Below are 21,871 nucleotides of genomic sequence, written 5' to 3'. Positions count from 1 at the left end.
GATTTTTCAGTAAAATTCAGACAATTTTTAGAGTTTGTTTAAGTTTTCTTAATCTCTTTCTCCCATTTAATACTTTGGTCTGATGCTGCGCGTCAGATTGAATGCGTGGCTGATTTTCATTTTGAACATTCTCTTGAGCCTATTGAGATTTGATCCAGTTCATCTTCAGAGCAGATGAACAGATCAGTGCATTTCTCAAAATGGTCTTTTTATTTTCAGATATCGTTCAAGTAGATTTATTATGGCGAAAAAACCGATTTATAAGTCACTGTATTTTCAGGTGATTGTGGCTATTATTGCAGGTATTCTGGTCGGGCATTTCTCGCCGAGTGGTACGCAAATTATCAATGGTGTAGAACAGTATGTTCCTGGCTTGGGTGAACAGCTTAAACCGCTGGGTGATGCATTTATCCGCCTGATCAAAATGATCATCGCACCGGTGATTTTCTGTACCGTGGTCAGCGGTATTGCGGGTATGGAAAGCATGAAATCAGTGGGTAAAACTGGTGGTGTTGCTTTACTTTACTTCGAAATCGTCTCCACGATTGCGTTAGTCATCGGTCTGGTGGTGATTAACATCGTCAAGCCAGGTGTAGGCATGAACGTTGATCCTGCATCACTGGATACCACGGGCATCAGCAAATATGTCGCTACAGGTGAGTCACAGTCGACGATCGACTTCCTGATGAATATCATTCCAAATACGGTGGTAGGTGCATTTGCGGAAGGCGAAATTCTACAGGTTCTGTTGTTCGCGATCATTTTTGGTTTCGCGCTGCATAAGCTGGGTGATCAAGGCAAGCCAGTCTTGAAACTCATCGACCAGATTTCACATGTATTCTTCAATATTGTGAACATGATAATGAAACTTGCGCCAATCGGTGCATTTGGTGCGATGGCCTTTACCATTGGTAAATATGGTATTGGTTCGCTTGCTCAGCTGGCACAGTTGATCATTTGTTTCTATATCACCTGCGTACTGTTTATTTTCATCGTACTGGGTTCAATTGCGCGTTTTGCGGGTTTCAGTATCATGAAGATGATTCGCCTGATCCGTGAAGAACTGCTGATTGTACTGGGTACTTCTTCTTCAGAATCAGTATTGCCACGTATGTTGAAAAAACTGGAACTTGCTGGTGCTGAAAAATCAGTGGTAGGTCTGGTGATTCCAACCGGTTATTCATTTAACCTGGATGGAACTTCAATCTATTTGACCATGGCTGCGATCTTTATTGCGCAGGCGACCAATACACAACTTGATTTGTCTCATCAGATTACCCTTCTTCTGGTACTGTTGATTTCATCTAAAGGTGCGGCAGGTGTCACGGGTTCTGGCTTTATTGTGATGGCAGCAACCTTGGCTGCTGTGGGCAATATTCCTGTTGCAGGTCTGGCCTTGATTCTCGGTATTGACCGTTTCATGTCTGAAGCGCGTGCCTTGACCAATCTGGTGGGTAACTCTTTGGCGACTTTGGTTGTTGCAAAATGGGTAGGCCAGCTCGATATGGACAAGCTGAACTATGCATTGGCAAATCCATCAGAAATTGATGAAAAAATGGCGCAAGAAGGCAATAACGCCCATTAATTCTAATGTTTGAAAGAAAAAGGAAGCTTCGGCTTCCTTTTTTATTGACTGCAAAGTTAGTAAAAGATAGATGCCAGTACATGACAGTAAAGCTGAAAGTAGATAGTCTGTAAAACAGGAAATAAAACGATAAACAGTATAAGGACAACCGAATGCTTGCCTACGATGCCGATCTAGAATTATTCCGCGACAATTTTAAACGCTTTATGAATGAACATGTCGCACCGTATTATCAACAATGGGAGCACGAAGGCCTGATGCCACGTTCAGTCTGGAATGCACTTGGTGAAAATGGTTTCTTGTGTGTCGATGTTCCGGAGGAATATGGCGGCTATGGGGTGCCAACCGATTATTCATTGATGCTGATTGAAGAGTCTGCACGTGCCGGATACAGTGCCATTTCTACAGGATTGTCCTGTCATTCGGATATTGCTGCACCCTATATCTTGCACATTGGAACTGAAGAGCAGAAGAAACACTGGTTGCCGAAAATGGTGAGCGGTGAAGTGGTCGGTGCGATTGGTATGACCGAGCCAGGTGCCGGCTCAGACTTGCAAGCCATGCGTACCAGCGCTATCTTGCAGGATGAACATTATCTGTTAAATGGCTCAAAAACCTTCATCTCCAATGGTCAACATGCCGACCTGGTGGTACTGGCGGTGAAAACCGATCCACAAGCCCGTGCCAAAGGCGTTTCTTTGTTACTGGCCGACACGCATCTGGAAGGCTTTAAAAAAGGCACTAATCTGGACAAGATTGGCCTGCATGCGCAAGATACTTCGGAACTGTTCTTTGACAATGTCAAGGTGCCGAAAGACCAGTTACTCGGTCAACCGGGGCAGGGTTTTGCTTATTTGATGCAGGAATTACCGCGTGAGCGTACCGCCATCGCAGCAACAGCCTTGGGTGCAATTCGTGGTTCTATTGATGTGACCACGCAATATGTGAAAGAGCGTCAGGCTTTTGGTCAGGCCATCGGTCAATTCCAGAATACTCGTTTTGTTTTGGCACAAGCGAAAATTGATGAATTGGCGACCGCAGCTTTTTATAACCAGAATCTTGAGCTTTATATGCAAGGGAAACTGGATGTCGAAACTGCAGCGGCATTGAAAAGTTTTTCTACCGATATGCAGATGAAGATTGCTGACAATCTGCTTCAGCTCTTTGGTGGTTATGGCTACATGACTGAATATCCAATTTCACGCTTCTTTGTCGATGCCCGTATTCAACGGATTTATGGTGGTACCAATGAAATCATGAAAGAAATTGTAGCGCGTGGTCTGTTAGGACGTTAATTTATTGATAAAAAAAAGAGTCCTGTTAAGGACTCTTTTTTTACAGGCAAAGTATAGCAAAGAGACAGTGATTCTGTTTTAAATTTTATGATTTTAAGACATTCAAACATTCATGAATAAAAATGGGCAAATCGTTGGGCAGGCGCGATGAGATCAACTGGTTATTATCATTTACCAGTTCTACATCATAATAGGTTCCACCCGCATGCTGTACGCGACTCGCGTGCGCCCGGATACTGGTAATAATCCGATTTTTCAGCACATCTGCTTCACACAGTAATAAGGATGCATCACATAAACTGAAAATAGCTTTTTGGGCCTGATTGAAGGCATGGATGAACTGTAGCACCCGAACATCGGTAGAGAGAGAAACCGCAGATTCGCCCCCTGGAATCAGCAAGGCATCAAAGTCATCAATACTGATTTGTTCGATGCCACGGTCGATGGTCACGGCAGAACAGCCATGCAGCCCATAGACCACTTTGCCTGCGTTAAGTTCGATATTGCAGACGCTATGATGGGCAGCCAGCAAGGCAGCCACTGGCTCCAGGTATTCTTGGTCTTCAAAATTATTTGTTATAAGTACCGCTATTCTTTTTGGCATGATTGATCCCCCCAACTCATGATTTAAATTAGACTAGCTGTTAAAGGTTGAAAAAACGTCTCTGCTTTGTAACAGAGTAGTAATTTCATGTAAAAAATCTAGGAAAATCAATATTAAATAAGAGAAATGAGCGTGAGGAGCGTGCATTTTATTGTGAAAGATATCTCAGATTTTAATAGGTCAAAAAAGACATGTACAAAGCTATTATTTTAATTTTCTTATGCTTAAAACCGCTATATAGATTAAGAAATAGTGATATTTCATATTCATTAAAATCAGTTAAGATGGAGAGGCTAAGTTTACAATTTGATAATGTAAATCAAGCCAGAATGCTGAACTAAATGTTACCAGATATGACTAAAAGCGATGAGTGGTTAAAACCAACTGTCTGTTTTTAAGACTTAATCTAGCAATGTCATATTGCGTAACATTTTAAAGCTCACTATTGTTATACTGAACAGATAAGGTTTATGAAGGGCGACATAACAATGATCAACGACGATCAAAACACCACGACTTCTCTTGATTTGGCAAAAATTCGTGAGGATATCGATTCTGTTGATCAGCAAATCCAGCAATTGATTAACCGCCGGGCACGTTTGGCTGAAGCAGTTGCAAAAGCAAAGTTTGCTTCAGAAGAAAGTCCGCTGTTTTACCGCCCAGAACGTGAAGCACAGGTGTTGCGCAATGTCATGGAGCGTAATGAAGGGCCATTGTCGGACACCACCATGGCACGTCTGTTTCGTGAAATCATGTCCGCTTGTCTTGCGCTTGAAGCTCCGCAAAGTATTGCGTTTCTAGGGCCAGTCGGAACCTATACCCATTCTGCGGTACTCAAGCACTTTGGTCATGATGCGGTGGTTCGACCTTTACCGACAATTGATGAAGTCTTCCGTGAAGTCGAGGCGGGCAGTGCCCATTATGGTTTGGTGCCGGTGGAAAATTCCTCTGAAGGTGTAGTCAATCATACCCTGGACTGTTTTAAAACCTCGAACCTGAATGTGATTGGCGAAGTTGAATTGCCGATTCATCATCAATTTCTGATTTCTGAAAATACCCGTAAAGACAGTATTAAACAGATTTATGCACATCAGCAGACTTTGGCGCAATGTCGTAAATGGCTAGACGCGCATTATCCGGGTGTAGAACGTGTGGCTTTAAGTTCTAATGCTGAGGCTGCGCGCCGTATTCAAAATGAATGGCATTCTGCTGCGATTGCTTCTGAAATTGCATCGAGTATTTATAATCTTGAAATTATGCATGGCAATATTGAGGACAATCCGGAAAATACCACACGTTTCTTGGTGATTGGCCGTGAAAAAGTGCCTCAAAGTGGCAATGATAAAACCTCATTACTGATTTCTGCACATGACCGTGCTGGTGCATTGCTGGAAATTCTGGCGCCATTTGCCAAGCACAATATCAGCTTGACCAGTATTGAAACGCGTCCAGCACTTCCGGAAAAATGGGCTTATGTGTTCTTCATTGATCTTGAAGGTCATATTGAGCAGGAACATGTCAAAGCTGCAATTGCAGAAATTCGTCCTTTAGTTAAAGAAGTTCGCGTGCTCGGTTCATATCCTGCAGCTGTACTTTAAGTCAGCTATCCGTGGTCAGGGCGAGGGTGCTGACCACTGTTTTATACCTAAAATTGGAAGTCTAAAATGTCGTTTGTTCCAGCCAATTCAGGCATCTCAAAATTAAAGCCATATCAGCCAGGTAAACCGATCAGTGAACTTGAGCGTGAGTTGGGTCTTACCGATATCGTCAAGCTGGCATCCAATGAAAATCCACTGGGTTGTTCAGATAAAGTCAAAGAAGCAGTCGCTGCGGAAATTGCTGAAATTGGCCGTTATCCGGATGGAGGTGGCTTTATCCTGAAAGATCAGATTAAAACTCAGTTTGGTTTTAATCATGATCAGATTACGCTGGGCAATGGTTCAAACGACTTGCTAGAAATGTTTGCCCGCGCATTCGTTTCTTCAAGCGATTCTGTGGTGTATAGCCAGCATGCTTTTGCAGTTTATGCATTGGTGACTCAAGCCATTAATGCACAAGCGATTGAAGTACCTGCCAAAGGTTTTTCACATGACCTTGACGCTATGGCAGCAGCAATTCAGGACAATACCAAACTCGTCTTCATTGCCAATCCGAACAATCCGACCGGAACCTGGTTCGAAGAAGCCGAATTTGAAGCTTTCATGCAAAAAGTCCCTGCAAATGTAATTGTGGTGCTAGACGAAGCGTATGTGGAATATTTCCCGGAAAATTTCAATAGCCTGAAATTCCTGCAACAATATCCAAATCTGATTGTCAGCCGTACTTTATCGAAGTGCTATGGTCTGGCTGCACTGCGTGTCGGTTTTGCCTTGGCATCGGTTGAAGTGACCGATTATTTAAACCGTATTCGTCAGCCATTTAACGTCAATCATTTGGCCATGGTCGCTGCGGTGGCTGCACTGAAAGATGAAGACTTTATCGCGCGTTCTCGCGAAGTAAATAAAGCCGGTATGGCGCAACTTGAAGCAGGTTTTAAGGCTTTGGGTCTGAACTATGTGCCTTCTCGTGCTAACTTTATTCTGGTTGATGTACAGGCAGACCCCGCAGCAACCTTTAACGGTTTGCTGAAACAAGGGGTCATTGTACGTCCGGTCGGTATTTCCAGCCACATTCGTGTATCGATTGGTACTGAAGCAGAAAACGCGAAATTCTTAAGCGCGCTTGCTACAGTATTGGGTTTAGAGGCAAAAGCTTAATTCATGTCGCAGCCATTGTTTGAAAAAGTTGCATTTATTGGGCTTGGACTGATTGGTTCAAGTCTGGCGCGTGTCATTCAAGCCGAGCACTTGGCCAATGACATTGTGGCATCGACACGTTCGTCCAAGACTTTGGAAGATGCCAAGGCACTTGGTCTGATTTCTGCAGGCTATGCCGATCCTGTAGATGCAGTCAAAGGTGCAGATCTGATTGTTCTGGCTTTGCCGGTACGTGCCACACAAAAAGTACTTGAGCTGATTCAGCCGTATTTGACGGAAAATGTCATTATTACTGATGTGGGAAGTACCAAAGGTAATGTGGTCGATGCGGCTAAAGCGGTCTTTGGTGACCAGCTTCCAGCAGGTTTTGTGCCGGGTCATCCGATTGCAGGTGCAGAGCATACCGGTGTACATGCAGGAAAAGTCGATCTATTTGCCAATCACAAGGTAATTTTGACGCCACTGCCAAGCAGTAGCGATTGGGCCGTGGAGAAGCTGATTCAACTGTGGCAAGCGGCCAAAGCCGAAGTGATTTGCATGGATGTGGACAAGCACGATGAAGTGCTGGCACATACCAGTCATCTTCCGCATCTCATGGCATTCAACTTGGTTGAACAGCTGGCCAAACGTGAAGACAACTTAGACATATTTCGTTATGCTGCCGGTGGCTTCCGCGATTTCTCGCGGATTGCCGCCAGTGATCCACAAATGTGGCATGACATCTTTTTTGCCAACAAAAAAGCAGTTCTGAATGCCGTAGATGGCTTTGAACAGCAGCTCGCGATGATTCGCAAATTGATCGAAGATGAAGATTCCCAAGCATTGATGGGCTTATTGGGTCATGCGCAGGCAGCTCGCCAGCATTTCAACCATATGCTCGCCAAGAAACCTTTCATGGAGAAAAATAAAGTGACACAACAATTTACCATTCAGCCGGGTGCCAAGACATTTCAAGGTAAATTTACCGTGCCAGGTGACAAATCTGTGTCACATCGCTCGATCATGTTTGGTGCCATCGCTGAAGGTACAACACATGTGACTGGTTTCCTTGAAGGTGAAGATGCACTGGCAACTTTGCAGGCTTTTCGTGATATGGGCGTCAGCATCGAAGGCCCTAAAAATGGTGAAGTCACCATTCATGGCGTCGGTATGCATGGTCTTAAAGCGCCACAGTCTGCCATTTATATGGGCAACTCAGGTACTTCAATGCGTTTGCTGTCCGGTATGCTGGCAGCGCAGAAATTTGATTCAGTGATGACCGGTGATGCATCCCTATCTAAACGCCCAATGGAACGTATTGCCAAGCCTTTACGTGAAATGGGTGCACTGATTCAGACCACGGGTGAACGTGGAACTCCGCCTGTCTCGATTACAGGCAACCAGCAACTACAAGGCATTCAGTACGATTTGCCAATGGCATCAGCGCAGGTAAAATCAGGTATTTTGCTGGCGGGCCTATGGGCAAATGGCGAAACCGCAGTGACTGAACCTGAACCAACCCGTGACCATACTGAGCGTATGTTGCGTGCATTTGGTTATGAGGTGAAAACCGAAGGCAATCGTATTTCATTACAAGGTGGTGGAAAGCTGGTCGGAACCAATATCCAGGTGCCATCTGATATTTCTTCTGCGGCCTTCTTTATGGTCGGCGCTGCGATTACTGAAAATTCGGATGTGACCTTAGAGGCTGTTGGTATCAACCCGACCCGTACTGGCGTGATCGAAATCCTGAAACAGATGGGTGCGGACATTACCGTTGAAAATGAACGCATTGCTGGCGGTGAACCGATTGCAGATATCCGTATTCGTGGTACGCGTACGCTTAAAGGCATTCATATGCCTGAAGATCAGGTGCCATTGGCGATTGATGAATTCCCGGCGCTGTTTATTGCTGCTGCCTGTGCCGAAGGTCAGACGATTTTGACCGGTGCTGCCGAGCTTCGCGTAAAAGAATCGGACCGTATTCAGGTGATGGCAGATGGCCTGCAAACCATGGGCATTGACTGTACCCCAACTGAAGATGGCATTATTATCGAAGGGAAGGGCAAATCAGGTGACTGGTCGCCAATCTTTACCGGTGGTGAAATTGAATCGCATCATGATCATCGCATTGCAATGAGTTTTTCGATTGCCGGTTTACGTAATTCGGAGCAGATCAAGATTGTCGGTACGGAAACGGTAGCCACCAGTTTCCCGACCTTTACAGAACTGACCTCAATTGCAGGTTTGCCTATTCAAGTTTCAGAATAATTTTTAAAATTATGTGAAACAGCCAAGCTTTTGCTTGGCTGTTTTGTTTATATTGCTTATGCTAAACCCATACAAGAAAAAAGCCATTAGGATGTAGCGATGCGAAAATTAAAATTCATGGCCAATACACGAAGCCAGCAACCCCGGGATGGTCAGGAAACCCAGGAATATGTAGCGCATTTTCTTGCCGAAACATTAGGTAAACATGGCTTTCAGACCTTAAGTCAAAGTGGTGCTCAGGTTGCCGTGAGCGTGGATGAACATGCTTTGCCCTTATCTGTGAGTTGTGAAACCAGAGATGAGCAGGGGCATCTGGTCTGTGAAATTGCCTCATATCCTGAAGAAGAACAAGATTGGCTCGATCGTATTACCGAACGAAGTCTGCTCAATCAGCTAGCACAAGCAGTAGAAAGCTCGCTCAAAGAGCAGGAAAGCTTTAGCGAGTTTGAATGGAAGAACTAATTCATAACTCCACTATAATTTGATCTCAACGCCAAAGTGAGTGTCTGATACTCAGCTATTTTCGTGCATCAGATGCATGAGAAGCTTATGCCGCGATTATCCCAAGTTTGACGCGTTTTATGACATGGGGGCTGCTAGAATCTGAACAAGCATTTGCAACAGGATGGCAAAAATGGCTAGAGAATATGGCAGCTCATGAAGAATATGTGTTTTTGACAGCCATGCGGAAAGTCTGGAATTTATGGGGCTTTGTGGTTTAGATCGTTTAATGGGTGAAGTGCCACAGCTTGGAATTTGGATCAAGGAAAGCCAGCATGGTCATAAATATGGTTGTGAAACGGTTGATGCTCTGGTTGGTTATGCCCTTGATGACTTAAATCGTCAGCGATTGATTTATCCTGTAGTCGAAGAAAATTGAGCGAGCCGAAAAGTCATTGAACGTTTGGGTGGAAAGATTGTTGATGTTGATATAGTACAACAAGCTAAATGTCGGGCAATGATTTATCACTTAGCTGAAAAACTGCTGTGAGAAGCATAAAAAAACCCATCATCTGACGGGTTTTATTATTTAGCCAAGCGCTAAGTAGCGGGTCATTGCAATCCGCAATTGCTTTAAATAGCCAGTAAAGAAATGATTGGCACCAGGCAATACGGTCACTAAATGACGCTGTGGTTTTGCCCATTCAATCATATCCGACAGCAGGGTTACTTCATCACCCTCACCATGAATGAACAGAATATCACCTTTAATTGCTGGCGTAACATAATGGCGAATACCGGCAACTGTTGCAGTTGGCAGTCCACATAAAATAGTTTGTTTGGGTTGCAGTTCTACAGGTAAGGCTGCATAGCTCTTTGCCATGACATGCGCACCAAAACTAAAACCGCCCGCATAAAAAGACAGCCCAATATGCTGACTGCGAGCAAACCGAATGATTTCTAATACATCATCCGTCTCACCGAAGCCCTCGTCGTGTATACCTTCACTTTGACCAGAACCGCGAAAACTCGGACGATACACAACACAGCCACGTTCCATATACATTTGTGCCAATAGAACGGGAACCTTGTGTTGGGGCGTACCACCTTGCAAGGGATGGGGGTGACAAACTACCGCGAATCCTTTCACTTCACCCTGAGGATAATCCACAAAAACTTCAATCTGACCCGCAGGTCCTTGAAGGAAAATTTGCTCGGACATATAAATACCGATGATTAACAGGAGAATCGCGCATTTTAACGATTATGGTGAATAAAAACATGAATTGGAATTAAAGTAAGCAGACTGATATAGTTTGATTAATCATTTTTTGACCAGGTTGCCATGCTCGCTTTAATTTCTCCAGCCAAAACGCTCGATTACGATACCCCATTACCCACTGACCAATTTACTCAAGCCAGATTATTAGAACATTCGCAGGATTTGATCAAAGCTTGTCGTACACTTTCTGCAACAGAAATTTCCAGTTTGATGAGTGTCAGTGAAAAAATTGCCAATTTAAATACAGCACGTTTCCAGGACTGGCAACCAGATTTTAATTTAGCCAATGCACGTCAGGCTATTTTTGCCTTTAAAGGAGATGTCTATACCGGTCTGGATGCTTATAGCTTAAAGCAGGAAGATCTGCACTTTGCACAACAGCATTTGCGTATGTTGTCTGGTTTATATGGGCTTTTGCGTCCCTTGGATCTGATGATGCCCTATCGTCTGGAAATGGGAACCAAATTGGCCAATTCTCGCGGGCATAACTTATACGACTTCTGGGCACATCACATCACTGATCTGATCAATCAAGATTTAGCAGCAGCCCAGTCTGAGATCTTGGTGAATATTGCTTCTGATGAATATTATAAATCGGTGAACGAGCGCAAAATTCAGGCAGAGATTATTAAGCCAGTATTTCTGGATCAGAAAAATGGCAAATATAAAGTGATTAGTTTCTATGCTAAAAAAGCACGTGGTTTGATGGCACGTTTTATTGTTGAAAATAGAATTGAACGTGCCGAAGAACTCAAAGCATTCAATACCGATGGCTATTATTTTGATGCCGATAGTTCACTTAAAGGTGAATTGGTATTTAAACGTGATGAACAAATCAGTGCATAAATAACGTTATTCCGCTACCGCATAGAATAATTGGTTTCTAGGCGGTATTGGGAGCTATGAGTATTGAAATTTTATTTATCCAGCTTTAATCGTTTTTTAAATATTGAGTGCCAGGGGAGTTGATTGGCTGCACTTCGGTACAAATGTGGTTTTTAGCGTCTTTCCCAAATTTTAAGTTAGATAAAAAATTAGAATTATCGCTGAACTCATTGAAATAATGCGTAAAATCTCATCTATTGAATTGTTTTTTACAGAAAATTGAAACTGATATTTCTGGGAAAAGCTGAATAAAATAGCTCAAGTTAATATATTTTAAATCAGGGAATTTTCATTAATTTTTATATTTTTCTTTCCAATAGAAATTTTTATTTAAATAAATAAGTATTTAATATTCAAATATTTAATTTATTAACTTTGGGGAGTATTTAGCGCAAGAGATTTTTTGAGAAAGAATGAAAAATTAATTAAGTAATAATAAATAAAACGATAGAAAAATATCGCTAAACGGTTTAAGAAGTGCATTCTATCGGGTTAAATGTAAAGTAAGTCACAAGTTTATTAGGTTTTTTGTTAGCATAATTGCACAGTGTTACAAAGCAGAATAATAAAAATGAAAATACATGCTATTCCTGTTTTTGTGTTAATGGTCAGTGTATTAGGATTCTGCGTGCATAAACAGGCAGAAATCAGAAAATACGAAAAAATCCGTCATGTCTTGAATGAAGCGCGTGACTCCAGCAAATTGTTAGACTCTAATCGGCATCGACATTAACACATGCATCAATTTTCTTTTTTTTCAATTTAGCGTAATTAATAAAATTAACTCAATAATAAATATAATAAAATATTAAAAATATTCGAATTAAATAGATTGATTTTAAATAAAGTATAAAATCAAAGAAGCAATCAGAAATCAATGTGTTATAATTTGCCACCTATAAAGATGAAGCAAACTTCATCTTTCTAAGCATTTGATTTATATCATTAAATAAAGCTGCATAAAAGTTATGCAGCTTTTTTGTTTAGATTTTTTGGGGTTTTTATAGCATAGCCCTGGGGCTGTAAGCTGTTCAAACATTTGAACCCGTCAAATGGCTATACTGGCATATTCGTTGCTAACACATCCTCAAAATAAATGAATTTTTTGTGAAATTTCATTTATTTGACGGCGTGCTTGAAGCATAAAGTTTACTCAATAGGGGCTAGGTCATGACGACTCCTAATCCATCTTCAGAAAATATGCTTGAACGTCTGTTTAAACTGAGTGAAAACAAAACCAGTTTCCGTACAGAAGTTCTGGCTGGTGTAACTACATTCTTAACCATGTGTTACATCATTATTGTCAATCCAATGATCTTGTCCGAAACAGGGATGGATCATGGGGCTGTCTTTGTAGCAACCTGTCTTGCAGCTGCGATTGGCTGTTTAGTCATGGGCCTGATTGCGAATTATCCAATTGCGCTGGCACCAGGCATGGGCTTAAATGCCTTCTTTACCTATTCTGTATGTCTGGGAATGGGGGTGCCTTGGCAAACCGCCTTGGGTGCAGTTTTTGTTTCAGGTCTGGTCTTTATTGCCATTAGCCTGTTTAAAATACGTGAAGCCATTGTCAATGCAATTCCAATGTCGCTCAAGCTCGCGATTGGTGGTGGTATTGGCTTGTTCCTGGCATTGGTTGCACTGAAAAATGCCGGAATTATTGTGGATAATCCAGCCACACTGGTGGGCTTGGGTGATCTGAAACAACCTTCTGTATTATTAGCACTTTTTGGCTTTTTGTTGGTTGTGGTAATGCACCAGTTTAAAGTCCGTGGTGCGATTATCATCAGTATTCTGGTGGTGACTGCCATTGCAACGGCACTAGGTTATAACGAATTCCAGGGTGTAGTGGGTCATATTCCATCGCTGGCTCCAACATTCATGCAAATGGATTTTGAAGGCCTCTTTACTGCCAGTTTAATTGGGGTGATTTTTGTTTTCTTCCTGGTCGATCTGTTTGACTCTACCGGGACGTTGGTCGGTGTTTCGCATCGTGCAGGTCTGTTAAAAGACGGGAAATTACCACGTTTGAAGAAAGCCTTATTTGCTGACTCATCAGCGATTGTTGCTGGTGCGGCACTGGGTACTTCTTCAACTACGCCTTATATTGAATCTTCTGCGGGTGTGGCAGCAGGTGGTCGTACCGGTCTAACCGCCGTGGTGGTTGGATTACTATTTATTGCCTGTTTATTCCTGGCACCGCTTGCACAATCAGTTCCGAGTTTTGCCACTGCGCCAGCATTGTTATTTGTTGGTGTGTTGATGATTCAGGGTATCGTCCATATTGACTGGGAAGATATTACTGAGGCAGTACCGGCATTTTTAACCATCGTATTTATGCCATTTACCTATTCGATTGCGGATGGTATTGCGATGGGCTTTATCAGCTATGCACTGATCAAGTTGTTGACTGGTAAGGCTGCGACTGTACCGTATATGGTCTGGATTATTGCTGTTCTATGGACGCTTAAATTCGCACTGTTTGGTGGCTAATTTTTCTACATTCAGAAAGGGTGTAAACTGAGTTTGCGCCCTTTTTTATTATTTAAAGGTTTCACGAGGAGAAGTGATGAACCGTCTTGAGTTGATTCGCGCTTTGCCAAAAGCCGAGCTTCATGTTCATATTGAAGGCACTTTTGAGCCTGAGCTAATGTTTGCAATCGCTCAGCGTAATCAGATTGCCATCCCGTATAAATCTGTCGAGGAAGTTAAGCAGGCTTATAATTTCCATAATCTTCAGTCCTTCCTGGATATTTATTATGCCGGGGCCAATGTACTGATCCATGAACAGGACTTTTATGACCTGGCTTGGGCCTATTTTGAAAAATGTGCCGAAGACAATGTGGTGCATACAGAAATGTTCTTCGATCCGCAAACGCATACCGACCGTGGAATTGCTTTTGCGACCGTCATCAATGGCCTGCAAAAAGCCTGCGATGATGCCAAGGCCAAGCTTGGAATTAGCTCACATTTGATCATGTGTTTCCTGCGTCATTTAAGTGAAGAGGCGGCCTTTGAAACGCTGGAGCAGGCATTGCCCTATAAAGACCAGATTATTGCGATTGGTCTGGATTCAAGTGAAGTCGGGCATCCACCTTCTAAATTTGAACGTGTCTTTGCCAAAGCGCGTGAAGCAGGGTTCTTGGTCGTAGCACATGCGGGCGAAGAAGGCCCGGCAGAATATGTCTGGGAAGCTCTGGATTTGCTGAAAGTTAATCGTATTGATCATGGGGTGCGTTCAGAAGAAGATTCTGAGTTAATGCAACGGTTGATTCGCGAAAAAATGCCCTTAACGGTGTGCCCGCTGTCAAATCTGAAGCTTTGTGTGGTCGAGGATATGCAGCAGCATAATATCCGTCGTCTCTTGCAGCAGGGTGTCCATGTTACAGTCAACTCAGATGATCCATCCTATTTTGGTGGCTATATGAATGACAACTTTATTGCCATTGCTGAAGCGCTAGACTTGAGTAACGAGGAATTAAAGCAGTTGGCAATGCACTCCTTTGAAGCGTCGTTTATTCCAGAGGCTGAAAAAGAGAAATGGATCAACCAGATCCGTGCCTTGGTTTAAGTTTTTACAAAAGGCAGAGTTCGCTCTGCCTTTATCATTTTTATAGGCCAATATGAAATTGAAAAGTTTAATTCTGCTCCTCAGCATATTATTGATTTCTGCCTGTTCTAGTGCGGATATGACATTGACACAACGTACTTTAAAACCTTTGATTGAATATCAATGCAGTAAAGAGCTGCAAAATTCCAAAGTTTGGAAAGTTTCGACCTACTTAATGCAGGACACCAGTAAAGTTGAACTTGAGAAAAATGTGTGTTCATGTGTAGGTGAGCATGCGTTAAAAGATGTGCCTGCCAAAACTTTGTTAAAAGCCACAGTTGATGAAGCAGCCAAAAAAGAACTGACGCAAAAAGCGATTGCAAACAGTCTCAGAAGTTGTCTCAAGGAATTTATTTAATAAAACAGTCTGCAAGCACAGACTGGAAACATTATTTAGCCCATATTAATGGTCTAATTATTTATCTTGCTGGGTCATACTTTTTAATACATGATCTTTATCGATAAAATGATGTTTAAAGGCTGCGGCAATATGGCTAACCAGTAGAATGCCGACTGCCCAGGAAAGCCAGATATGCAAGGGCTTAACAATAGCGGTCACAGCCGAGTTTTCGGCAATGAGGGGTGGCAGGTTAAATAAATACAGCACCGGTGCTGGATAACCCAAACTCCAACTATACAAACAACCTGTAAGGGGTAGGGCAATCAGCATGAAATACAGCGCCAGATGACCAGCATGTGCCAACGTTTTCATCCGCGGTGACATACTCTCAGGCAGTGACGGCGCCGGATGAGTATAGCGCCAGAAAATTCGAACAACGAGCAGGAAAATAATGGTGGTTGCAATATTTTTATGCAGTGAAATCACATCACCCTTAAAGCTGCCATCAACGTCATAACTTAAAAAATTACCACTATAAAAACCGATGAGCCAGGCCGCAATAAAAATAACCGCCATGATCCAATGCAGCCATTGCGCTGTTCGTGTGTAATACAGTGATTTATTCATCTAGATATTCCGTTGCTCTTCAATAAGGCCGAACCTTAGCAAAGGGTGAATCAATTCAGCAATTCCAAATCTGCAACGCTATGGTGGCTTTCATGCAACATCTATTAAATTGGTTGGCTGTAGATTAAACATGCTTAGTGATTTTTAGATTTCTTATTCAGGTGAATTTCGGCACAATAGCGACAGTCTTCATCTATGAATGAATAAGGAATATATCTGTGAAAAAATTATTGGCTGTACTTGCGCCACTGACTCTGGTTTTATCAGCGTGTACAGCGACAGGCACTTCTGAGGCGCCAAGTACCACTCAACAACTGGGCGGCACTGCGCTTAAAATCGCGATCAATGCAAAATGCACCACTGAACTGAATAATATTCCAGCGTGGCAAACGGCAACACGTTTAATGACCACAACACAAAAGCAAAATATCCAGTCTGAAATTTGTGGCTGTGTCAGCGAAAAAGCACCGCAAAATGTGACAGCGGTTGATTTGGCGACTGCTGCGATTGATCCGGTGGCACGTACCACAATCGTGGGCAATGTGGTTGCAAAAACCATTAACGCTTGTGTGGCTGAAGCTGTAAACTAAGCCAGGATTAAATTGAAATAGGCTGACAGGTTCAGTCTATTTTTTATGGGAAATGACATGAAAATTGCTGGTGTAGATGAAGCAGGGCGTGGACCGCTGGTCGGTTCAGTGGTGGCGGCCGCGGTAATTTTAGATCCAAATAACCCGATTGAAGGTTTAAATGACTCTAAAAAACTGACTGAAAAGAAACGTGAAAAACTTTTTATCGAAATTCAGGAAAAAGCGCTGGCTTGGGCAATTGCTGAGGCGTCAGCAGCAGAAATTGATGAGCATAATATTCTGCAGGCATCCTTACTGGCAATGCGCCGTGCTGTAGAAGCTTTAGCGATTCAACCTGAGCATGTGCTGGTCGATGGCAATAAAGTCCCTCAGGGGCTAACGATGAGCTGTGACGCGATCATTGGTGGCGATGCTTTGCATGCAGAAATTTCTGCTGCCAGTATTCTGGCCAAAGTTACCCGTGATCATCAAATGATTGAGATGGATCTAAAGCATCCACAATTTGGTTTTGCCAAGCACAAGGGCTATCCAACCAAAGCACATTTTGAAGCGATTGCCTTGCATGGGGTGATTGATGAGCACCGTCGTAGTTTTGGGCCGGTAAAAAAGGTAGTTGCAGCATTGCTGGAACAGCAGGGCGCAGAACTTTAATTCTTATTTAATTTAAAGGTTCTGAATATTGAAATGTGTATTCATTAAAGTATAGATCAATTAAAAGCGGCTTCAAAGCCGCTTTATGATTTACACAAAAATTAACGGTTAAAGTTATTTTGTGTTTGGTTTTCATCTTCATACGAAGGTTGGAAATCCTGATCGATATGCTGAAGATGTTCATGCATTGCACGTTCATGCTGGATACGCTGGTAAATCTCTTCACGGTGCACAGAGACTTCTTTCGGAGCATTGACCCCAATACGAACCTGATTACCTTTTACACCAAGCACAGTCACGCTGACTTGGTCTCCAATCATTAAAGTTTCCCCGACACGTCGAGTCAAAATCAGCATGTTTCTCTCCTTGCAAAATGCAAAACCTGCAATCTATTGAATATAAAACAAAAACACAACCAAAAATTAAAAAATAAAATCTGGATAGAAATTCTGTCATCTGGGTGAAAGATTTTAATCTATCTCAGTTTTTTAAAAATCCTCAGGCTTAATATAACAGAGCCACTATAAAAAAAACTATAGTGGCTCTGAATTTTTGTAGAGATTTATAGAATACTGTCAAACAATGACAATATTTTGTCATTCCTCTTAAGCGCGTACGCTTGATTCACCTTGTTCGCGGTCTAGACCGAAGGCGGTATGCAGTGAACGAACTGCAAGTTCCAGATAGTTTTCTTCAATAATCACTGAAATTTTGATTTCAGAAGTAGAGATCATCAGGATGTTAATACCTTCAGCTGCCAGTGCGGTAAACATTTTGCTTGCAACACCTGCATGTGAACGCATGCCTACACCGACGATAGAAACTTTGACGATATCTGAACGGGTAGCGACTTCACGTGCACCAATTTCCTGAGCGGTTGCTTCAAGAATGGCTTTGGCCTTGTTCAATTCGCTGCGGTTGACTGTAAAAGTAAAATCAGTCGTACCATCTTCTTCAACGTTCTGGATAATCATATCCACTTCAACATTGGCATCACCAATCGGGCACAAAATTTTAGAGGCGATGCCCGGTTCATCAGGTACACCTAAAATCGTTAATTTTGCTTCGTCACGGTTAAATGCGATACCGGAGATAATTGGCTGTTCCATATTGTCTTCCAATTCAGTCGTAATAAGTGTACCCACGTTTTGCTTAAATTCTTCGTCGAATGCGCCATCATTGTCATTGTCGAAGCTGGATAATACGCGTAAAGGTACTTGATATTTACCGGCAAATTCAACTGCACGAATTTGCAGGACTTTTGAACCCAGTGACGCCATTTCAAGCATTTCTTCAAAGGAAATACGATCAACTTTCTTGGCTTTGGGTGCAACACGTGGATCAGTGGTATACACGCCATCAACGTCTGTATAAATCTGGCATTCATCGGCTTTTAGTGCAGCAGCAATCGCGACACCTGAAGTATCAGAACCGCCGCGGCCTAAAGTGGTGGTATTGCCATGCTCGTCAAAACCCTGAAAACCTGCAACTACAAGTACACGGCCAGCATCCAGATTCGAGTTCAGGACTTCAGTATCAATTGATTCGATACGTGCCTTATTGAATGAGCTGTCGGTTTTCATGCCAACCTGGCGACCTGTCAGTGATTTTGCTTCAACGCCAATAGAGTTGAGCGCCATCGCTAACATAGAAATCGTAACCTGCTCACCCGTAGAGACCATCTGGTCTAGTTCACGTGGGTCAGGGGTTTCGGTAATGGCTTTCGCGAGAGCAAGCAGACGATTGGTTTCGCCACTCATCGCTGATACAACCACAACCACCTTGTGGCCATGGTCATGCCAGCGTTTCACACGACGAGCAACATTTAAAATGCGCTCGGGAGTACCCATAGAGGTACCGCCATATTTTTGAACGATTAGTGCCATAGTTGTTCCATATAAGCCATGACCCTGATAGTCCTATCAGGGTCAGTTACACAAAATTGAAGTTTTATTTTGCTGCCAGCCAGGCAGTTAAATCTGCCATCACCGGAGCAAACTTCTCGTTAAGTGGCGCGCCACCTTGTGCCAAGTCAGGTTTACCACCACCTTTACCACCCAGCTCAGTTGCCAGATGTTTGATGATGTCACCCGCTTTTATAGATGCAGTAAAGTCTTTTGCTACAGATGCGATCAAGCTCACCTTGTCACCCTCTACACCTGCAAGCACAATGACTGCATTTTCTAATTTTGATTTCACACCGTCATGCAGGTTGCGTAGTGCTTTCGCATCCATATTTTCAACGGTTGTAATCAAGGTTGCACGACCTGCAATGGTTTGAACTTGGCTTAGAAGTTCACCGGCTTGCAGGCTAGCAAGTTTCTGATTCAGTTGTTCGATCTGTTTTTGCAAGCTCGATGCAGTATCAACTAACGCTTCAACTTTTTCTAAAGTCTGGTCTTTTTGCGCTTTGAGCAAACCGTTAATCGTATTGATGTCACGATCGGCTTTTTGTGCAACTTCAACTGCTTTAGTGCCTGTCACTGCTTCAATACGACGTATACCTGCTGCAACACCACCTTCAGAAGTGATCTTGAACAGACCGATGTCACCGGTACGTTTTACGTGAATACCACCGCAAAGCTCGATGGAGAAATTTTTCTCTTCAATCACTGACCCCATTGACAATACACGGACTTCGTCACCGTATTTTTCGCCGAACAGCATCATCGCACCTTTGGCTTTGGCAGATTCAATATCCAGCAGTTCAGTAGACACCGCAGTATTGGCAATTACTTCAGCATTGACCAGACGTTCAATTTCTTGCAGCTGTTCAAAGCTAACCGGTTGATCATTGGCAAAGTCAAAACGTAACACATCAGATGCGACCAATGAACCCTTTTGTTGTACATGTGAGCCCAGAATTTGACGCAGCGCAGCATGTAACAAGTGAGTCGCAGAGTGGTTGCGCGCAGTTGCTGCACGGATGTCTGCTTTCACAGTCGCTTCAACAGATTGGGTTGCTTTTAAGCTACCCATGGTCACGATGCCTTGGTGTACAAATGCACCACCAGATTTTTTCGTGTCCTGAACTTCGAAAATCCCGGTATCGTTTTTGAAAATCCCTGTATCACCGATTTGACCACCGCTTTCTGCATAGAAAGGAGTCTGGTTGAGTACGATTAAAGCTTCGTCGCCTTCAACGACTTCATCTACTTGCTCGCCATCTTTATAGATTGCGATGATTTGGCCTTCGCCTGCAGTTGCATCATAACCATCAAATTGAGTTTCGCCTTCAACTTTGACAACACTGTTGTAGTCGATTGCGAATTTGCCTGCATCACGCGCACGTTGACGCTGTGCTGCCATTTCAACTTCAAAGCCAGCTTCATCAATCGTTAATTCACGTTCACGTGCGATATCCGCAGTTAAGTCCGTCGGGAAACCGTAAGTGTCGTAAAGTTTGAAAACCACTTCACCCGGAATCACAGAACCTTTTAACTGTGCCAATTCGCCTTCAAGCAATTTCAAACCTTGCTCAAGTGTTTTGGCAAATTGTTCTTCTTCTTTGAGCAGTTGAGCTTCGATACGTGCTTGTTGTGCTGCAAGTTCTGGATATGCTTCGCCCATCACTTCAATAAGCGGCTGCAACATTTTATGGAAGAATGAACCGGTCGCACCCAGTTTGTTACCGTGACGCACTGCACGGCGGATGATACGACGCAGTACATAACCACGACCTTCATTTGAAGGATTTACGCCATCAGCAATCAGGAATGAACATGAACGTGCATGGTCAGCAACCACTTTAAGTGAAGCAGGGTATTGTACAGGTGTGCCTTTTTCAGCCGCTTCAGCTTCAAGTGCAGTAGTATCCAGACCAATGATCTCAGCCGCAGCTTTAAGTAAATGCTGGAATAAATCAATTTCGTAGTTTGAGTTGACATGCTGTAAAACTGCAGAAATACGCTCAAGACCCATACCAGTATCTACAGAAGGCGCTGGAAGCGGATGAAGTACGCCATCACTCGTGCGGTTAAACTGCATGAAAACGTTGTTCCAGATTTCAATGAAACGGTCGCCATCTTCTTCAGGTGTGCCCGGCAGGCCACCCCAGATGTGATCGCCATGGTCAAAGAAAATTTCAGAACATGGACCGCAAGGACCGGTGTCGCCCATCGCCCAGAAGTTATCTGATGCGTATTGACCACCTTTGTTGTCACCAATACGGATAATGCGAGATGCATCTAGGCCGATTTCTTTGTTCCAGATGTCGAATGCTTCGTCATCGGTATGATAAACAGTGGCATAAAGCTTATCTTTAGGTAGCGCTAACCAGTCATCGCCCGTCAAAAAATCCCAGGCAAATTTGATCGCATCACGTTTGAAGTAATCACCAAATGAAAAGTTACCTAACATTTCAAAGAAGGTATGGTGACGCGCGGTATAACCGACATTATCCAAGTCGTTGTGTTTACCACCTGCACGTACGCATTTTTGTGATGATACGGCACGGACATAATCGCGTTTTTCTAGACCTAAGAAGCAATCTTTAAACTGGTTCATACCCGCATTGGTGAACAGTAAAGTTGGATCATTGGCGGGTACTAGTGAACTCGACGTGACACGTGTATGCCCTTGCGATTCAAAGTAACGCAAAAATGCTTCACGAATTTCAGCTGATGTCATAAAACGAGTACTCACAACCAAGTCACTCCATAATTTCCGATTTGGCTAAAACACCACAGTCTGACAAGCACATGAGAGCTCTGCTGCAATGCGGGGCTTAAAAATTTAAAACGCCAAATTATAACGGAAAAAGCGGTATGCACCAATCATTTTAAAACCAATTGCCAAGGAATTATTGACTCGGGTTTAGTGCTGAATTCATAAAATGAATTTTCTATTCAGAACAATTCGGTTATATCCATCTATTTACACAGCATCAGAATTTTAAAAGATCTGAATACTGGGCGATGTATCAGAAATAAAATAATCGAAAATCAATATTTTCA

Annotated in this window: 19 protein-coding genes; 13 read left to right on the top strand and 6 right to left on the bottom strand. The window is 43.0% G+C overall.

All coding sequences use genetic code 11. The features are described 5' to 3' along the window. Positions 1 to 241: 241 nt before the first annotated feature. Together FTU42_RS02875 and FTU42_RS02870 are read left to right on the top strand one after the other, a co-directional pair. Complete coding sequence (locus FTU42_RS02875) at positions 242 to 1,585, top strand: dicarboxylate/amino acid:cation symporter (RefSeq protein ID WP_005097464.1); 1,344 nt, start codon at positions 242 to 244, stop codon at positions 1,583 to 1,585. Positions 1,586 to 1,737: 152 nt separating this feature from the next. Further along, positions 1,738 to 2,880, top strand: coding sequence for an acyl-CoA dehydrogenase family protein (locus tag FTU42_RS02870; RefSeq protein ID WP_180082996.1), 1,143 nt, complete (start codon positions 1,738 to 1,740; stop codon positions 2,878 to 2,880). An 85-nt stretch (positions 2,881 to 2,965) separates the two neighbouring features. Here the strand turns inward: FTU42_RS02870 and FTU42_RS02865 are convergent, their stop codons facing one another. Then, positions 2,966 to 3,484: a DJ-1/PfpI family protein gene (locus FTU42_RS02865; RefSeq protein ID WP_180082995.1), complete on the bottom strand. Its 519-nt coding sequence runs from the start codon at positions 3,482 to 3,484 to the stop codon at positions 2,966 to 2,968. Positions 3,485 to 3,972: 488 nt separating this feature from the next. Between FTU42_RS02865 and pheA the strand changes: the two genes are divergently transcribed. The 5 genes from pheA (at position 3,973) to FTU42_RS14845 (ending at position 9,370) form a co-directional block, all read left to right on the top strand. Continuing rightward, on the top strand, positions 3,973 to 5,082 hold the full coding sequence (gene pheA, locus FTU42_RS02860) for a prephenate dehydratase (RefSeq protein WP_005097461.1): 1,110 nt from the start codon (positions 3,973 to 3,975) through the stop codon (positions 5,080 to 5,082). 66 nt (positions 5,083 to 5,148) lie between these two features. Beyond that, positions 5,149 to 6,240 (top strand): histidinol-phosphate transaminase, encoded by a 1,092-nt coding sequence (gene hisC, locus FTU42_RS02855; RefSeq protein WP_180082994.1) that lies wholly within the window; start codon positions 5,149 to 5,151, stop codon positions 6,238 to 6,240. A gap of 3 nt (positions 6,241 to 6,243) precedes the next feature. Next, entirely contained in the window at positions 6,244 to 8,490 is a 2,247-nt protein-coding gene (locus FTU42_RS02850; protein WP_180082993.1) for a bifunctional prephenate dehydrogenase/3-phosphoshikimate 1-carboxyvinyltransferase, read from the top strand. Positions 8,491 to 8,589: 99 nt separating this feature from the next. Then, positions 8,590 to 8,952, top strand: a complete 363-nt coding sequence (locus tag FTU42_RS02845; protein WP_180082992.1) for a hypothetical protein — start codon at positions 8,590 to 8,592, stop codon at positions 8,950 to 8,952. Positions 8,953 to 9,193: 241 nt separating this feature from the next. Continuing rightward, a complete protein-coding gene (locus tag FTU42_RS14845) occupies positions 9,194 to 9,370 on the top strand; it encodes a GNAT family N-acetyltransferase (RefSeq protein ID WP_005097455.1) in 177 nt (58 codons plus the stop codon). A gap of 150 nt (positions 9,371 to 9,520) precedes the next feature. Here the strand turns inward: FTU42_RS14845 and FTU42_RS02835 are convergent, their stop codons facing one another. Next, positions 9,521 to 10,153, bottom strand: coding sequence for an alpha/beta hydrolase (locus FTU42_RS02835; protein ID WP_005097454.1), 633 nt, complete (start codon positions 10,151 to 10,153; stop codon positions 9,521 to 9,523). Positions 10,154 to 10,276: 123 nt separating this feature from the next. On the opposite strand from FTU42_RS02835, the gene yaaA reads away from it, so the two are divergent. The 4 genes from yaaA to FTU42_RS02815 all read left to right on the top strand — a co-directional run bounded on the left by yaaA (position 10,277) and on the right by FTU42_RS02815 (position 15,066). Continuing rightward, positions 10,277 to 11,059, top strand: a complete 783-nt coding sequence (yaaA, locus tag FTU42_RS02830; RefSeq protein ID WP_005097452.1) for a peroxide stress protein YaaA — start codon at positions 10,277 to 10,279, stop codon at positions 11,057 to 11,059. A gap of 1,209 nt (positions 11,060 to 12,268) precedes the next feature. Beyond that, positions 12,269 to 13,591, top strand: a complete 1,323-nt coding sequence (locus tag FTU42_RS02825; protein ID WP_005097450.1) for an NCS2 family permease — start codon at positions 12,269 to 12,271, stop codon at positions 13,589 to 13,591. Between the two features lie 76 nt (positions 13,592 to 13,667). Beyond that, positions 13,668 to 14,669, top strand: a complete 1,002-nt coding sequence (locus FTU42_RS02820) for an adenosine deaminase (protein ID WP_180075045.1) — start codon at positions 13,668 to 13,670, stop codon at positions 14,667 to 14,669. 52 nt (positions 14,670 to 14,721) lie between these two features. After that, the gene (locus tag FTU42_RS02815) at positions 14,722 to 15,066 is read left to right on the top strand and encodes a hypothetical protein (protein ID WP_074383303.1); all 345 of its coding nucleotides are present in this window, start codon (positions 14,722 to 14,724) and stop codon (positions 15,064 to 15,066) included. 57 nt (positions 15,067 to 15,123) lie between these two features. Here FTU42_RS02815 and FTU42_RS02810 read toward each other — a convergent pair whose 3' ends face one another. Beyond that, entirely contained in the window at positions 15,124 to 15,675 is a 552-nt protein-coding gene (locus tag FTU42_RS02810; protein WP_180082991.1) for a cytochrome b, read from the bottom strand. 218 nt (positions 15,676 to 15,893) lie between these two features. Between FTU42_RS02810 and FTU42_RS02805 the strand changes: the two genes are divergently transcribed. Both FTU42_RS02805 and rnhB read left to right on the top strand, forming a co-directional pair. Next, positions 15,894 to 16,265, top strand: a complete 372-nt coding sequence (locus FTU42_RS02805; RefSeq protein ID WP_005097446.1) for a hypothetical protein — start codon at positions 15,894 to 15,896, stop codon at positions 16,263 to 16,265. A gap of 57 nt (positions 16,266 to 16,322) precedes the next feature. Beyond that, a complete protein-coding gene (gene rnhB, locus FTU42_RS02800; RefSeq protein ID WP_005170243.1) occupies positions 16,323 to 16,916 on the top strand; it encodes a ribonuclease HII in 594 nt (197 codons plus the stop codon). A 101-nt stretch (positions 16,917 to 17,017) separates the two neighbouring features. Here rnhB and csrA read toward each other — a convergent pair whose 3' ends face one another. The 3 genes from csrA to alaS form a co-directional block, all read right to left on the bottom strand. Continuing rightward, complete coding sequence (csrA, locus tag FTU42_RS02795) at positions 17,018 to 17,272, bottom strand: carbon storage regulator CsrA (protein WP_005097444.1); 255 nt, start codon at positions 17,270 to 17,272, stop codon at positions 17,018 to 17,020. A 249-nt stretch (positions 17,273 to 17,521) separates the two neighbouring features. Then, a complete protein-coding gene (locus tag FTU42_RS02790) occupies positions 17,522 to 18,802 on the bottom strand; it encodes an aspartate kinase (RefSeq protein WP_005097443.1) in 1,281 nt (426 codons plus the stop codon). Between the two features lie 64 nt (positions 18,803 to 18,866). Beyond that, positions 18,867 to 21,560 (bottom strand): alanine--tRNA ligase, encoded by a 2,694-nt coding sequence (gene alaS / locus FTU42_RS02785; protein WP_180082990.1) that lies wholly within the window; start codon positions 21,558 to 21,560, stop codon positions 18,867 to 18,869. Between the last annotated feature and the right edge of the window lie 311 nt (positions 21,561 to 21,871).

Source organism: Acinetobacter sp. YH12102 (assembly GCF_013419125.1).
GTDB classification, from domain to species: Bacteria; Pseudomonadota; Gammaproteobacteria; order Pseudomonadales; family Moraxellaceae; genus Acinetobacter; species Acinetobacter pseudolwoffii.
The sequence above is the reverse complement of the archived record's forward strand: the minus strand, read 5'-3'. Positions and strand labels throughout refer to the sequence as shown.

Excerpts from the sequence above, each read along its gene's own strand:
- FTU42_RS02875 (WP_005097464.1), top strand. The coding sequence starts at position 242 with ATGGCGAAAAAACCGATTTATAAGTCACTGTATTTTCAGGTGATTGTG.
- FTU42_RS02870 (WP_180082996.1), top strand. The coding sequence starts at position 1,738 with ATGCTTGCCTACGATGCCGATCTAGAATTATTCCGCGACAATTTTAAA.
- FTU42_RS02865 (WP_180082995.1), bottom strand. The coding sequence starts at position 3,484 with ATGCCAAAAAGAATAGCGGTACTTATAACAAATAATTTTGAAGACCAA.
- pheA (WP_005097461.1), top strand. The coding sequence starts at position 3,973 with ATGATCAACGACGATCAAAACACCACGACTTCTCTTGATTTGGCAAAA.
- hisC (WP_180082994.1), top strand. The coding sequence starts at position 5,149 with ATGTCGTTTGTTCCAGCCAATTCAGGCATCTCAAAATTAAAGCCATAT.
- FTU42_RS02850 (WP_180082993.1), top strand. The coding sequence starts at position 6,244 with ATGTCGCAGCCATTGTTTGAAAAAGTTGCATTTATTGGGCTTGGACTG.
- FTU42_RS02845 (WP_180082992.1), top strand. The coding sequence starts at position 8,590 with ATGCGAAAATTAAAATTCATGGCCAATACACGAAGCCAGCAACCCCGG.
- FTU42_RS14845 (WP_005097455.1), top strand. The coding sequence starts at position 9,194 with ATGGGGCTTTGTGGTTTAGATCGTTTAATGGGTGAAGTGCCACAGCTT.
- FTU42_RS02835 (WP_005097454.1), bottom strand. The coding sequence starts at position 10,153 with ATGTCCGAGCAAATTTTCCTTCAAGGACCTGCGGGTCAGATTGAAGTT.
- yaaA (WP_005097452.1), top strand. The coding sequence starts at position 10,277 with ATGCTCGCTTTAATTTCTCCAGCCAAAACGCTCGATTACGATACCCCA.
- FTU42_RS02825 (WP_005097450.1), top strand. The coding sequence starts at position 12,269 with ATGACGACTCCTAATCCATCTTCAGAAAATATGCTTGAACGTCTGTTT.
- FTU42_RS02820 (WP_180075045.1), top strand. The coding sequence starts at position 13,668 with ATGAACCGTCTTGAGTTGATTCGCGCTTTGCCAAAAGCCGAGCTTCAT.
- FTU42_RS02815 (WP_074383303.1), top strand. The coding sequence starts at position 14,722 with ATGAAATTGAAAAGTTTAATTCTGCTCCTCAGCATATTATTGATTTCT.
- FTU42_RS02810 (WP_180082991.1), bottom strand. The coding sequence starts at position 15,675 with ATGAATAAATCACTGTATTACACACGAACAGCGCAATGGCTGCATTGG.
- rnhB (WP_005170243.1), top strand. The coding sequence starts at position 16,323 with ATGAAAATTGCTGGTGTAGATGAAGCAGGGCGTGGACCGCTGGTCGGT.
- csrA (WP_005097444.1), bottom strand. The coding sequence starts at position 17,272 with ATGCTGATTTTGACTCGACGTGTCGGGGAAACTTTAATGATTGGAGAC.
- FTU42_RS02790 (WP_005097443.1), bottom strand. The coding sequence starts at position 18,802 with ATGGCACTAATCGTTCAAAAATATGGCGGTACCTCTATGGGTACTCCC.